The sequence below is a fragment of the Chelativorans xinjiangensis genome (genome assembly GCF_009812055.1).
GTDB lineage: Bacteria > Pseudomonadota > Alphaproteobacteria > Rhizobiales > Rhizobiaceae > Chelativorans > Chelativorans xinjiangense.
This window is the reverse complement of record NZ_WQNH01000013.1, coordinates 25718-38996: the sequence shown is the minus strand read 5'-3', so window position 1 is coordinate 38996 and position 13279 is coordinate 25718. Positions and strand designations below refer to the sequence as shown.

18 protein-coding genes are annotated in these 13279 nt (G+C 62.1%); 16 read left to right on the top strand and 2 right to left on the bottom strand.

Annotation, left to right across the window (positions count from 1 at the left end; all coding sequences use genetic code 11):
* Positions 1–28 precede the first annotated feature (28 nt).
* The 14 genes from GM910_RS11390 to GM910_RS11325 all read left to right on the top strand — a co-directional run bounded on the left by GM910_RS11390 (position 29) and on the right by GM910_RS11325 (position 10290).
* Positions 29–436, top strand: coding sequence for a mercuric transporter MerT family protein (locus GM910_RS11390; protein WP_159587671.1), 408 nt, complete (start codon positions 29–31; stop codon positions 434–436).
* 28 nt (positions 437–464) lie between these two features.
* Positions 465–788 (top strand): cation transporter, encoded by a 324-nt coding sequence (locus GM910_RS11385; RefSeq protein ID WP_159587670.1) that lies wholly within the window; start codon positions 465–467, stop codon positions 786–788.
* A gap of 198 nt (positions 789–986) precedes the next feature.
* The gene (locus tag GM910_RS11380) at positions 987–1343 is read left to right on the top strand and encodes a heavy-metal-associated domain-containing protein (protein ID WP_246226012.1); all 357 of its coding nucleotides are present in this window, start codon (positions 987–989) and stop codon (positions 1341–1343) included.
* Positions 1344–1347: 4 nt separating this feature from the next.
* Positions 1348–1569, top strand: a complete 222-nt coding sequence (locus GM910_RS11375) for a hypothetical protein (protein ID WP_159587669.1) — start codon at positions 1348–1350, stop codon at positions 1567–1569.
* Positions 1570–1579: 10 nt separating this feature from the next.
* On the top strand, positions 1580–3004 hold the full coding sequence (gene merA, locus GM910_RS11370; protein ID WP_159587668.1) for a mercury(II) reductase: 1425 nt from the start codon (positions 1580–1582) through the stop codon (positions 3002–3004).
* Between the two features lie 9 nt (positions 3005–3013).
* Entirely contained in the window at positions 3014–3271 is a 258-nt protein-coding gene (locus GM910_RS11365) for a hypothetical protein (RefSeq protein WP_159587667.1), read from the top strand.
* A 107-nt stretch (positions 3272–3378) separates the two neighbouring features.
* Positions 3379–4797 (top strand): dihydrolipoyl dehydrogenase family protein, encoded by a 1419-nt coding sequence (locus tag GM910_RS11360; protein ID WP_246226010.1) that lies wholly within the window; start codon positions 3379–3381, stop codon positions 4795–4797.
* A 45-nt stretch (positions 4798–4842) separates the two neighbouring features.
* Positions 4843–5043: a hypothetical protein gene (locus GM910_RS11355; protein ID WP_159587666.1), complete on the top strand. Its 201-nt coding sequence runs from the start codon at positions 4843–4845 to the stop codon at positions 5041–5043.
* 8 nt (positions 5044–5051) lie between these two features.
* Positions 5052–5882 carry a helix-turn-helix domain-containing protein gene (locus GM910_RS11350; RefSeq protein WP_159587665.1) on the top strand — a complete coding sequence of 277 codons (831 nt, stop codon included), beginning with the start codon at positions 5052–5054 and terminating at the stop codon, positions 5880–5882.
* Positions 5883–6027: 145 nt separating this feature from the next.
* The gene (gene merB, locus GM910_RS11345) at positions 6028–6717 is read left to right on the top strand and encodes an organomercurial lyase (protein WP_159587664.1); all 690 of its coding nucleotides are present in this window, start codon (positions 6028–6030) and stop codon (positions 6715–6717) included.
* 148 nt (positions 6718–6865) lie between these two features.
* Positions 6866–7561: an organomercurial lyase gene (merB, locus tag GM910_RS11340; RefSeq protein ID WP_159587663.1), complete on the top strand. Its 696-nt coding sequence runs from the start codon at positions 6866–6868 to the stop codon at positions 7559–7561.
* 89 nt (positions 7562–7650) lie between these two features.
* Complete coding sequence (locus tag GM910_RS11335) at positions 7651–8046, top strand: hypothetical protein (protein WP_159587662.1); 396 nt, start codon at positions 7651–7653, stop codon at positions 8044–8046.
* Between the two features lie 521 nt (positions 8047–8567).
* Positions 8568–9605 carry an alpha/beta hydrolase family protein gene (locus tag GM910_RS11330; RefSeq protein ID WP_159587661.1) on the top strand — a complete coding sequence of 346 codons (1038 nt, stop codon included), beginning with the start codon at positions 8568–8570 and terminating at the stop codon, positions 9603–9605.
* A gap of 118 nt (positions 9606–9723) precedes the next feature.
* On the top strand, positions 9724–10290 hold the full coding sequence (locus tag GM910_RS11325) for a cytochrome P460 family protein (RefSeq protein WP_159587660.1): 567 nt from the start codon (positions 9724–9726) through the stop codon (positions 10288–10290).
* 204 nt (positions 10291–10494) lie between these two features.
* On the opposite strand, the gene GM910_RS11320 is transcribed toward GM910_RS11325, so the two are convergent.
* Together GM910_RS11320 and GM910_RS11315 are read right to left on the bottom strand one after the other, a co-directional pair.
* Positions 10495–10959 (bottom strand): hypothetical protein, encoded by a 465-nt coding sequence (locus GM910_RS11320; RefSeq protein ID WP_159587659.1) that lies wholly within the window; start codon positions 10957–10959, stop codon positions 10495–10497.
* Entirely contained in the window at positions 10946–11335 is a 390-nt protein-coding gene (locus GM910_RS11315) for a hypothetical protein (protein ID WP_159587658.1), read from the bottom strand. The genes GM910_RS11320 and GM910_RS11315 overlap by 14 nt, the downstream gene beginning before the upstream one ends.
* A 121-nt stretch (positions 11336–11456) precedes the next feature.
* On the opposite strand from GM910_RS11315, the gene GM910_RS11310 reads away from it, so the two are divergent.
* Complete coding sequence (locus GM910_RS11310; protein ID WP_159587657.1) at positions 11457–11930, top strand: MerR family transcriptional regulator; 474 nt, start codon at positions 11457–11459, stop codon at positions 11928–11930.
* A 42-nt stretch (positions 11931–11972) separates the two neighbouring features.
* A complete protein-coding gene (locus tag GM910_RS11305) occupies positions 11973–12935 on the top strand; it encodes an arsenic resistance protein (protein ID WP_159587656.1) in 963 nt (320 codons plus the stop codon).
* Positions 12936–13279 lie beyond the last annotated feature (344 nt).

Here is a 13279-nt window from a genome sequence, read left to right as displayed (position 1 = left end):
CTGAATAACTGTCACGAAGGTTTGGACAATGAATGATGTCCACGACGCCTCCCTGGATCCCGTGCGCGGGATCGACGGTGGCGAAAATGCCGTCAGGGGATCCAAGTTTGCCGCCGTCGGCGGAATTTTCGGAGCGATTGCAGCATCGAGCTGCTGCGTGTTGCCTTTTGCCCTTTTCATGCTTGGCGTCAGCGGCGCTTGGATCGGCAATCTGACGGCGTTGGAACCTTACCAGCCCTACTTCATCGCGGTGACGGCGGCCTTCCTCGCCTACGGCTATTACGCGGTTTATTGGAAGGCAAAGAAAGCCTGCGCCGAAGGCGGCTACTGCGCCAGCCCGAGGTCAACCCGGATAGCAAGGATCGGCCTTTGGCTTGCTACGGTCCTCGTCATCTTTGCCTATGCGTTTCCCCGTCTCGCCGTCTACTTCCTCTGATCGGCGCCATTTGGAAGGAGAGGAATATATGAGGATTTCCTTCGTTCGCCGCGCGGCCATCACTGTCGCGTCCCTCGCACTGCTCTCGCCTGTTGCCGGGTATGCCGCGGAAAGAACCGTCACCTTGGGCGTCGAAAACGCGACATGCGCCTTGTGCGTTCCGATCGTGCGCACCGTATTGCAGCGGGTGCCGGGCGTTACAAGCGTCGATGTCGTGGAGAACTACAGCATATCTCCGCCGGTGAGCGCCACCGTCGTCTTCGATGATGATGTCACCAATGTCGACGCCCTTATCAATGCCACTACGAACGCCGGATACCCCTCCAGGCTCGCCCTCAATACCGGCGATTGAGGCAGTCCACGGTGCTGCCTATCCCCGTTTGGAATCCCGTCTTCGGCCAAGCCAAGTGCCGCCCGCGGTCTCGATGCCGCGGGTGTTTTCCTTGTCGAGAAGTCGCTTGACCCTGTACTTAATACAGGGTGTATCCTTCATGGAATAGGAACCTTGCGGGCGCTCGTACCCTTGGCGACCCGCAAAAGGAGAAAGGACATGCGAAATCGCGCGAGAATCGCCGTTGCCATGCTTGGCTTGGGCGGGCTTGTCATCCTGGCTTTCGCATCGACTGGGTCAGCCCCCTCCGTGCCCACGTCGTCCGGCCAGGCTGCACTGACACAGGCCGCGGCGTCGGAACGGCTGCAGACCTTTGCCTTTGAGAACATGTATTGCGCGTCCTGCCTGTTTATCGTGCGGGGGGCGATGGAACGGGTCGAGGGCGTCAGGTCGGTTACGATCGACTTTGCCAGCCAGCAGGTCACTGTGGTCTATGACCCGGCCGTTACCACAATCGAGGCCATTGCAGCTGTGCCGACACAACGGGGATTCCCGGCCCGCCCCTTAGGGAGCTGATGCCATGAGCGACAAGTCGCTCTTTGGCGTTGGCTTGGCCGGTATGCTGATTGCGGTGGTGTGCTGCATCGGGCCAGCGCTGTTGATCGCCACCGGCCTAGTCAGTGTCTCGGTGCTGATGGGCACGACGATCTACGTGTTGACGCCCATCCTTGTCCTCTTCGTTGCCGTGGTTGCTTACGATCTGTGGCGGCGCCGGCCGCCTTCCCATAACGGAAAACATTGAGGGAGTTCCCATGTCTGATTGCTGTGCGCCAAAGGCCAACGGCCGCTATGACCTGGCGGTGATTGGCGCCGGTTCCGCCGGCTTTTCAGCCGCAATCACGGCCGCTGAACTGGGCGCGCAGGTCGCGCTCATCGGCCACGGCACGATCGGCGGCACTTGCGTCAATGTCGGCTGCGTGCCGTCAAAGACGATGATCCGCGCCGCCGAGGCGCTGCACGGAGCGCGCGCAGCGCATCGCTTTCCCGGCCTTGCCGGCGAGGCTAACGTCGTTGACTGGGCCCAACTCATCGGAGCAAAGGATGATCTGGTCACAACCCTGCGGCAGAAGAAATATGCCGACCTGCTGCCCGAATATAACGGGATTGCCTATCTTGAGGGTCTTGCACGCCTGAGCGGGCAGGGCGTATTGGTGAACGGCGCCGCGATCCCGGCCGACAAGATCATCATCACGACCGGCGCTTCGCCGGCCCTGCCGGATATCCCCGGTATCGCGGACGTACCCTACCTCACCAGCACGACAGCACTCGAACTCAAAACACTGCCGCGCTCTCTGCTGGTGATTGGCGGTGGCTATATCGGCTGCGAACTGGCGCAGATGTTCGCGCGCGCCGGGACGGAAGTAATGCTCGTAACCCGCCGTCGCCTGCTGCCGGAAGCCGAGCCGGAAGTCTCGGCGGCCCTGATCGGTCACCTCCGCGATGAAGGGATCACCACAGCGACGGGTCTCGCCTACCACAGAATCGTGCAGACAGATTACGGAGTGGAGCTCACCGTGGCCGTCGATGGCGAAGAGCAGTTGATCGGTGCCGAACAGGTTCTCGTCACCACTGGGCGGTCGCCAAACACAAGCAGCTTGGGTCTGGCCGAAGCGGGCGTCACGTTGTTAGACAACGGCGGTGTCATGGTCGATGAGCGGATGCGCACCTCGAAGCCCGGGGTTTATGCCGCAGGCGATGTGACCGGCCGCGACCAGTTCGTCTACATGGCGGCCTACGGCGCCAAGCTCGCGGCGCAAAACGCGCTGAACAGCGACAACCTCGTCTATGACAACGCGGCCATGCCATGGGTGACGTTCACCGATCCGCAGGTCGCCGGCGTCGGTTTGACCGAGCAGGCTGCCAAGGCCGCAGGCTTTACGACCAAGACCTCGATCGTCTCGCTCGACCAGGTGCCGCGGGCGCTGGCTGCGCGCGACACGCGCGGGCTCATCAAGCTGGTCGCCGATGCCAAGACCGACAGGCTGCTTGGTGGGCAGATCCTTGCACCCGAGGGCGCTGACAGCATCCAGACGGTGGTACTGGCCATCAAGCACGGCATGACGACACGGGAACTAGGCGAGACGATCTTTCCTTATCTAACCACGGTTGAAGGGCTGAAACTGGCCGCGCAGGGCTTTGGCAAAGATGTGGCGAAGCTGTCTTGCTGCGCCGGATAGGAGGAAGAAATGGAACCTTCGCACGGCTATGGTCTTGCAGGGCTGGCTGCAAAGATCGTCTGTTGCGGCACGCTGGTGCTTGCCGCGACCGGGGCGATCAGTTTTGCCAGCCTCGCCAGTTGGCTTGTCGGTGGCGGCTTCTCCTGGCTTGCCGCTGCGGTCCTGGCCGTCATCGGAATCATTCTGTGGCGCCATAGTGCGCGATCGAGCGCCAGCGATGTTCGCAACGGTGCCGTCACGCATCCCCTTCATGGCCAGCATAATTAGGCTTTCGCCAGAACGGTGGCAGCTTTCATGAAAAGAAGGCAGTGAGTGTAACATCTGCCATTCCACATAAGCGCCAGGCAGTCGGGAAGCCCACAACAAACCTGAAATTGTATCGTCTGAAAGTGCATGAATGCGGTCTAACAGCTGCAACGGGTCGAAAGAGGAAAAACATGAGCGATACCAAAAGGTTCGATCTGATCGTGATCGGAGGTGGGACGGGTGGAAACGGTGTCGCTCGGATGGCTGCCAACGCTGGCTGGTCGGTTGCCAGCATCGACAGCCTGCCCTTTGGCGGCACCTGCGCGTTGCGGGGCTGCGATCCCAAAAAAATGCTGATCGCTGTGACCGAGGGGGTCGAATGGGCCCGCAGCCTTGACGGCAAGGGGCTGGAGGCACAGACCTCCATCGACTGGCCGAACATGATCGCCTTCAAGCGCACCTTCACCGACGCGATGCCCGGCCGCATCGAGGGCGGGCTGGAGAAAGCCGGCATTACCGTGTTGCACGGCGAGGCGCGCTTCACCGGGCGTGACAGGATTGAGGTGAATGGTGAGACCCTGTCGGCACGGCACTTTCATATCGCCACCGGCGCCCGGCCAATGACGCTGAACATCCCCGGCGAGGAATTGCTGGCGACCAGCACCGATTTCCTTGAACTGCCCGAACGGCCGGACAGGGCCGTGTTCGTTGGCGGCGGATTCATCGCGATGGAATTCGCCCATATCGCCAAGCGCGCGGGTGCGCGCGAAGTGACGGTTCTGGAAATGATGGAGCGGCCGCTGGGGAATTTCGATCCGGACTTGGTTGCCATCCTGTCCGAAGCCACAGCCGATCTCGGCATCGATCTGCGGACGGAGGCCAAAGTTCTAAAGATCGAGAAGAATGGCACAGGTTTCACGGTCACCTACGAGACGCCGACAGGCGTTGAGACTGTCGGCTGCGACCTGGTGGTTCACGCAACCGGTCGCGTGCCCAATATCGACCATCTCAATCTCGAAGCCGCTGGCGTTGAGTATAGCCGCAAGGGTATCAAGGTCAGTCCCTTCATGCGCACCACCAACCCCGCCATCTATGCCGCGGGCGATTGTGCGGACAGCGGTCCGAACCTCACCCCTGTCTCAGCCAACGAAGGCCGGATTGTCGGCAAGAACCTGCTTGCCGGCAAGGATGAGCGTGAGGTGAATTATCCGCCGATCCCAAGCGTCGTCTTCACACTGCCGCAGGTGGCCTCTGTCGGGCTTTCCGAAGCCGCAGCACGCGACAAGGGATTGGATTTCGACACCCATTTCGACAAAACGGCGGGCTGGTACTCGTCACTGCGCGTGGGCGCCAAGCACACCGCCTACAAGGTTCTGGTTGAAAAGGGGACCGGAAAGATCCTGGGCGCGCATCTGATCGGCCCCGGCGCCGAGGAACAGATCAACCTTTTCGCAATGGCGATGGCTGCAGGCCTGACCGCGAACAAGATCAAGGGCATCATCTTCGCCTATCCCAGCTTTGCATCCGACATCGGTTCGATGGTCTAGGAAGATTGGACACGCGCTGACGGACTGACCCCAAGGACCCGGCATATGCGCCATGATCGACGTTCTGAACTTGTCGCCGGGGCTGGCGAGATTATCCAGGGAGCGACGCTCGCCATCCGCTTCGGGCTCAGGGTTCACGATTTCGTCGAGGGCTTCCATCCCCATCTGACAAAGGCCGCGGAACTGAGACCTGCCGCCATCACCTTCACAAAGGACGTCAAGCAGCTCTCGTGCAGCGCGGCGTAGCGAATGTTATGAATGATCTAAATCCCGTCGATTGCGTGCATCCGCTCAAAACGCTCGATGCAACCGGATTCAGGGTTCACGAAACCGTTTATTGCGCGGCCGCCTTCATCTCGGTTGAGTCGCTGCGGTGGGCACGGATTTGCCTCACGCTAGAGGGAGGCTACGAGGTGGACTGGGGCCACACACGGCTCACCTGTGGTCCGGCGTCCCTTATGTTCCAGCCGCCCGCAGAGGTTTATGGCGCCCGCGTCTCGGACGCAGGCAGTCTTTGCCTGACAGTCGATATCGATCCGACTGTCGTTGGGGCCGCTGTCGACACCCTGGACTTCGAACGCTTGAATGCTACGCGCCGCCCGCCGCCCCACTGGCTTGCCTTCCAACTGCGGAGCGAACTGGAGTTGGGAGACGATCTGTCTTCCACATCCATAGAAAACACCCTGATCGATCTGCTTGGCGAGCTTGACGGTCGGCCGAGCCTTGAAGTGCGCGATGCCGCACCGTCATGGCTAGCGCGCGTCCAGGAGCAGATCCACGACGAATTTCGCCGCCATCACACGCTCGAGAGCCTGGCGCGGACGGCCGGCGTCCATCACGTGCATCTCGCCCGCGAGTTCCGCCGACGCTTCGGCTGTACGGTCGGCCACTATATCCGCCAGCGGCGGATTGAGTTCGGCTGCCATCGGCTGACGGCTTCACAGGATTCGCTCTCCGAGATCGCGCTCGACGCGGGCTTTGCAGATCAGAGCCATTTCACCAACACGTTTCGGCGGCTGGTCGGCATATCGCCGGGTGCCTTCCGCGCTCGCTTTTTTGCTCCTCCACGGCAATTGCCTGCGTAAGCGCTAATCTGCTTCAAGACGGGCATTTCCATTTGCGGTGAGATGCCGCTCACACCACCCAGCGTGCCCGCATCGCAAGTAGCGAGAGGACGACGGGTGGCTCGGATGGCTCCCTCAAGGGAGTGTCGAGGAAGGGAGACGAACTATGACACGCAACGAGATCACCACGGCGGACGAACTGTGGGAGGCGGCATGCGGCCACTTCCCGGCACTTTCCCCCGAGGAGCAACAAGCCGGAATCGCGCTCCTTCGGGAATTGGCGAGGGGCGAGCCAGTGACGACCGCTCAGCTCGCGCAGGCGCTCGACACAACAGTCGAAGCGGCAGCGGCGGTTATCCAACACTCCCCGCTGAGCCCATTCGTTCACACAGCCGAAGACGGCCGAATCCAGAGATTCTTCGGGCTCTCGGTAGCGCCTACCCACCACCAGCTTACAATCAATGGACGCAGATTGTGGGCCTGGTGCGCGCCGGACACCCTGGCGTATGCGGAACTCCTCGGTGAGACAGCCGAGATCGAGACGCGGGATCCCGAGACCGGTCAGTTGGTTCGCCTTACCATGTCGCCCGCCCGTATCGAAGCCGTGGAACCGACAGACATCTTGGTTTCCTGGCGACGCTCCGATCTGTGGGAAGCCACGTCAGCGGTGCAGATCATCGCGACTGCCTGCCATTTTCATTTCTTCTTCGCCTCACGAGAGTCGGGTGAGCGCTGGGTAGCGAAACATCCCGAGACATCGCTGCTGTCGCTCGACACGGTCTTCGCATTCATCGAGCGTCTCAACAGGCACATGTTTGGAACCGAACTTGAGCGGCGCCAAGCGGAAACGGCGTGACCGGGTGCCTCCGCCACGCTGGGTCCTTGCTGCACGAGGCCCGCATTAAACCCGCGAGCCTGCTGGGTCATCTTTCCCGGAATCTGTTCCGGACCACGTTGGACCCGATCGACCGGGCAGGCCGCGCTGGGATAGGGAGACAACCAACATGACACGCAACGATAAGCCGATTCATGACGAATTGTGGGAGTTGGCAGCGCAATGGCTGCCAGTGTTCTCGCTCGCCGAACAGCACGCCGGCATTGTTCTCCTCCGAGAACTGGCGAAAGGCAAAGCCGTGACCTGCTCTCGGCTGGCGCAGGCGCTCGGCACAACGTTCGGCGCGGCGGAAGCCCTCATGAGAGACTCCGCGCTACGCCCCTTCATCCACACGGACGAAGGGGGGCGGATCATCGGGTTCTGGGGGCTCTCGGTAGCGCCGACGCACCATCAGGTCAGAGTCGATGGACGCAAGCTTTGGACGTGGTGCGCGTATGACAGCCTGTTCATCCCGGAACTCCTCGGGAAGACCGCCGAGATCGAGTCGCACGATCCCGAATCGAACGAACTGATCCGTCTCACCGTGTCGCCCGAGCGCATCATCTCCACGGAGCCGGCCAACATCGTTGTGTCCATAGGACGTCCCGACACGTGGGATCAATCATCGGCGGCGCGCATTATCGCAACGGCCTGCCATTACATCTTCTTCTTCGTCTCGCGCGCCTCCGCCGAGCGCTGGCAGGTGAAGCATGCGGAGCCTGCAACCATCCTGTTCTCGCTCGACGTGGCCTTCGATTTCGGCAGGCGCTCCAATGCGCATCTTTTCGGGGCCGAACTGGCGCAGCGCCGGAAAGCAACGGCGTAACTGCCAGCGCCATCCGGATCGGTCATCGCCGAGACGAGAGCATGCCAATGATTGAGCTGGCGGCCTCATTGAGGTGACGGAGGATAACCATGAACACGGCCAAAACCGACCGGCTGCCGAAGTCGTCAGCCATGGACTGGGCGCGAAGCCCGATCAGCATCGCGATCTGGTGGGTGATCCCGATCGTCGCGGGCAATGTGGCAGACCAGTTGCCGCTGTCGTGGCCAGCACCGGCAATCGCGTGGGCAACCGCTCTTGGATGGATGGGGCTCGGTTGCGTCCTCAATGCCCGGCGCTGCCACCGCCGACATTGCTATATCTCGGGTCCGGTTCTGCTGGCGGGTGCGATCGTCGTTGCCCTCCTCGGTTGGGGCGTGGTTCCGCTTGGCCCGAACGGATTGAGCCTGACCCTGTGGACCACCTTTGGGCTTGTGGCGCTTTCCTTCCTGCCTGAAATGGTTTGGGGACGGTATTCGCAGCGATGATTCACAGGCGGTGGTTCTGTGGCTGGCATTTCGCTCGGAACGGACGGACAGCAGGTCGACGGGACCGGCCAATCCTTGATACTTTCACCCGTCTCGGCGTGATCCGTGGCGTCGGATGTCCGAGGTCCTCCAATTCTTCGACGCAGAAATCTGTTTACGGCAATCCCGGCTACAATCGCCATGCTCACGGTCAGCAAAATGTTCGCCCCGCCGAACCACCCGATCAGGCCACCCAAGCCCGCCAAAAGGAAAGCCGGGCCGAGGCAGCACAAGATGACAAGCGGGAGCGCTATTATTGCCGTTGTGATGCCGGCAACCGGTTTGTCGCTCATTGCAGCCTCCTGCAGCCGATTTGCGTCAAGCATACACCCGGTAGCCGCTACAGACTCAAGGGCTGCATGAGGCACCACCATCGCAGGATGGCCCGCGCGTCCCGAGCGACAAATGAATTCCCCCCAAGGCTGTCACGCAGTTGTGATCTCCATCAGCGTTGACCTTGTAGCACCTACAGGGTGCAAGCTTTGGTCAACCGGAAAATTCCCCTGACGCCACAGTCGATCGTTGAGCAACGCAGCGAAGGCATGGAAATCATGAAGCTGTACGCGTCCTGTTTGATCCTATTCGCTCCGCGATGGCTGCGCCGCTTGTGGTGTATCGTCGGAATCGCTTGGCTGACGGCGATCATCGTGAGCCCGCCGGTTCAGGCGTCCCAGCCGAATGGCGCGTTGCTCAAGGCAGAGGTCGTGAGGATGACAGCAAGTGCCGCATGTCGCTCACATCCGTCGATTGGTCGACAGGATTTCCTGGAGCGGGTGCGGATCAGGCGCATCACCTATGCGAGCGACGGACTGCCCGTTGGCGGATTCCTGATAGAGCCGCTCGTTCCGGGAGAATACCCGGCCATCATCTACAATCGCGGCGGCTATGGTGAGTTCGGTGCACTGGCACCCGACGTGAGACTGCTGCAATTGGCCGACCTGGCCGCCGAAGGCTATGTCGTCGTAGCAAGCCAGTACCGGGGCACGGCAGGCGCGCCCGGCCAGGATGAATTCGGCGGTGCGGACATAGCCGACGTGCTGAACCTAATCCCGCTGCTCGAATCGATGGACAATGTCGATGCCTCCAGGATCGGCATGATGGGCCACAGCCGAGGTGGCTTGATGACCTATCTTGCCCTTGCACGCACGACGCGCATCAAGGCGGCCGTCATCCTGGCCGGCGCCGCCGACCTTGCAGGCTCGCTCGATAGACGTCCCGAAATGGCCAGGGTGTACGAGAAGGCGATCGACGCGAGCGGCGCTCAGCTGGCAAGCGAACTGCGAAAGCGCTCCGCCGTCAATTGGGCCGACAAGCTGCCCAAGGACGTTCCGCTTCTGCTTGTTCATGGCACCGCGGACTGGCGCGTGCCACCGACAGACTCGATACGCATGGCATCCCTGTTGCTCGAACATCGTGTGCCGTTTCGCCTGATGCTGTTAGGGGGAGATGACCACGGCCTGACGGGGCACCCGGTAGAGCTGTGCACGCAGACCCGACGATGGTTCGATCGCTATCTCTAGCGGGCTGGGCCTTTGCCAATCCTCGAGCCGCACGGCGATTAGGTCATGACAATGACGGCGAAGGGAACCGGGGGCGCGAGTAACTGTGGAACAGTAATCCAAGATGGGAGGAAAAACGATGAAACTGAAACAGGTAAGCCTCGGCGGTATCGCGACGGTAATCATCGCAGCAGCCCTTGTGGCCCACCCCCAAACCGCGGAAACCCAAACCCAGCAATTTGGAGGGGTCGACGATCTGGCATATGCCGACGCGCTTTGGGCTGCGCTCGCACAAGCGAAATTGGCAGGGCCCGAAGCCATGCATTCGCACTTCTATGAAGGCACCGAGCCGCACGGTTTCGTGCTGGAAATCTTTGATTCAGAGCTGAGCGTGAACGGACATACCGGCCGGGTGATCGTGAAGAATAACTACGGTCCGCAGGGTGTGGACGCGATGGACGTGGCGAACGATCCGGCTGCACATCTGGCGGCGGTAACCGTCATGTTCCGACGCGAAGCCGGATACGACACGGACAACAAAAACTGGTTCTGGGCGAAGTATCTTCCCAATGGTTCCCTCGACCAGAATCCTGCCGGAATGCAGCTTGCCGGACGTGTTGCAAAAGGGGCGGATCAGGGCTGCATTGCCTGTCACTCCGCAGCGCCTGGTGAGGACTACCTCTTTGGGACCGATCGCGCGGACTAGGCTGCTCTCTTACATCCGGCCGCTGATCGGAGTTGCTTCCCGCTCGCCATGATCGCACGCGCGACCATGGGGGGTGAAGCCGTGTGATGTTTTCACCCCTCCCGCAAATGATCCCGCCGTGATGGCGGCTCGCTCACAGGGGTCGGGCCTTCCTTCGCGTCGGAGTCTACCCCAAACGTAGAGTAGCTCGGCCACGATGCCAGGTCAGTTGGTGGAGGAGGGCGCTGAACGGGACGCCGGAAGATACTTGTCCAATCCCCACAACAGAAGTCCGAACAGGAGATGGGGCACGAATGATGCCGGGATTAGCCTGGGGCTGACGGAGACGCCGGCAAAACCCCAACCCATGACAGGGAAAAACACCACGAGGATCACGAGCCAAAGGACGGCGGCGAGCGCCAATGCGGTCCACGCATCCCGGCGCGAAAAGTGCCGGACAAAGATAACCGACCAGAAGGTCACGTAGACGGTATGAAACAGGAGCCCGACCGGCAGGGGTAGAGTGCGCCTGAGCACTGTCTCCGCGAAGGCGAGCGACGGCGGCTTGGGGAACGGTGGCAGGCCGGCGGCAGCCAGCGCGAGCATCACCGCCGCTGTGACGATGGAGACCAGGAGGCCGATCCCGATGGCCCGCAGCCGGGATCGCCCGTCGTGTTCAGCATCTGTCATTGTCTTCTCCCTTTCGGCTGGACGCGGCCGCGCACGCGCAGCCTCCGCTCCGGGATGAATCCTGCAGGAAAGGCTCGAAAATCGTGTCGAGAGCGTCGGCAGCACTCTCCGGCGCCCTGATGACAAGCGTCACGCGGCCCTCGCCCTCCCTCAGGTCGAAGCCGAGAAAACCGCAACATTGCTGTTCCTGGCGGACCATCTCGCGGACGCGGTCCGCATGCTCCCCACGATAGGTCAGGATCAGCCGCAGTCCTTTCCGCTGCACGTCCAGCAATGCGGCCCGGTTAAGTTCTGCAATCCAGTCGAGGCGCTTCCCGAACTCTCCGGCCTCAAGGGTGCAGGCGATCGGTTCTGCTTCAGAAATTGTCCCGTTCATTCTTCACTCCAGCGGTTCCGCCGTGACGCTTCGCAGGCATCGCGGCGAGTATTGGCGCAAAGATAGGACTTCAAGTAACTTGAGGTTCAAGAGGCGAATGCAAATTGTGAGGAAACGAGCGATGCCCGCATTGAAGATCGGCGACCTCGCCACACGCACCGGCACGAATGCGCCGACGATCCGCTATTACGAGGAGATCGGCCTCGTACCGCGCGCCGATCGCCAGGACGGTGGTCAGCGCCGCTATGGCGACGAGGACGTCAAACGCCTGACCCTGATCCGCCGCTGCCGCGAGTTCGGCTTCCCGATCGAACAGGTGCGGTCGCTGGTGACGCTCGCCGAGGAACCGGGCCGTTCCTGCCTGGAAGCACGCGACCTCGCCCAGGAGCATCTGGCGGCCGTGCGCGCCAAGCTGCGCGAGCTTAAAGCGCTGGAACGGAGCCTCGCGCGCTTTGTCGAAAGCTGCGAGACCGCCTGCGCCGGCGGTCCCGGGCCTGACTGCACGATCCTGGGAGACCTTGCCACGCCGTCCAGCCAGGCGAGAACCGTAAGCGAAGCCGGGCAGACGGCAAGACGACTACGTGCCCGGCGGTAGCATCAAGCGCCTGCAGTCGAAGCCGAAAGAAAGGAGGCATGAGTGGAGCAGGTTCGCTCGGTTCTCGAGGAGCACCAGGTGGCGATCTATCTGGCGGCGATCGCCATCGGGGCGCTTGCCGGCCTCGGCGTCCCGCGGGTCGGCGCGCTTGGGGCTGCGATCAACCCCGCTCTTGCGTTCATGCTCTTCGTCACCTTCCTCCAGGTTCCGCTGGCGGAACTCGGATCGGCGCTGCGCAACACGCGCTTCCTCGGCGTGCTGCTTGCGACCAATTTCGTCCTGATGCCGGCGGTCACGGCGCTCTTGGTGCAGCTGCTGCCCGATGAGCCGATGCTGCGGTTGGCGGTGCTGTTCGTGCTCTTGACGCCGTGCGTCGACTATGTGGTGACGTTCACACATCTCGGACGTGGCGACGCCAGGCTTCTGCTGGCGGCGACGCCGGCGCTCCTGCTCGTGCAGATGGCGCTGCTGCCGCTCTATCTGCGCCTGCTGCTCGGTAGCGACGCCTCCGGTCTCGTCCGCCCGGAGCCCTTCCTCCACGCCTTCTTGTGGTTGATCGCCGTGCCGCTGCTGCTTGCGGCGGTCCTGCAGCTCTGGGCGGCCCGGACGGCGACCGGCGAGCGCGCATTGACTGCCCTCGGCCTGCTGCCGGTGCCGGCAACGGCCCTCGTGCTCTTCCTCGTCCTGGCCGCCGTCATGCCGCAGATCGGAGAGGCCGCGGGCGCGGCGCTGACCGCGGCGCCGATCTACCTGGCCTATGCCGTCGTGGCGCCGGTGCTCGGCTGGCTTGCCGCGCGCAGCAGCCGCCTTGCCCCTGGCGCTATGCGCGCCGTGGCGTTCAGCGCCGCCACGCGCAACTCGCTCGTCATCCTTCCGCTCGCCTTCGCGGTCCCGGGCGGTGTGCCGCTCGTTCCGGCCGTCGTCGTCACCCAGACGATGATCGAGCTGGTGAGTGAGCTTGTCTATGTGCGCTGGATACCAGCCATGGCCGGGTCGCCGAGCTGAAAGGCCGAGAGGACGGAAGCTGTGTCAGTGCGGCGATCGCACCCTGCCCTCCCCAACCATGTCGCCCGCAAGCTGTCAAAGCCGGCAGCTACGCGAGCCGATCGGGGATTTTGCCAGGAGAGCGTGCGAGCCCGGTAAGCAGGAGAAGATTTCTCGCCCGAAGAGCTGCCAATGGTGCCTTTGGTCTAGGCTGCCCCTTGAATTGTGACACTATTCATGCCCGGGTCTGAGCCAACGAGACGCGGCCGCAGACACGACATTGTGTGCAGATATGAATTTCCAGAAGCGGGCCCGATGCTACTATATGGCCCGCCTTCCTTAGGGATCGCCACCTCAGGGATTCA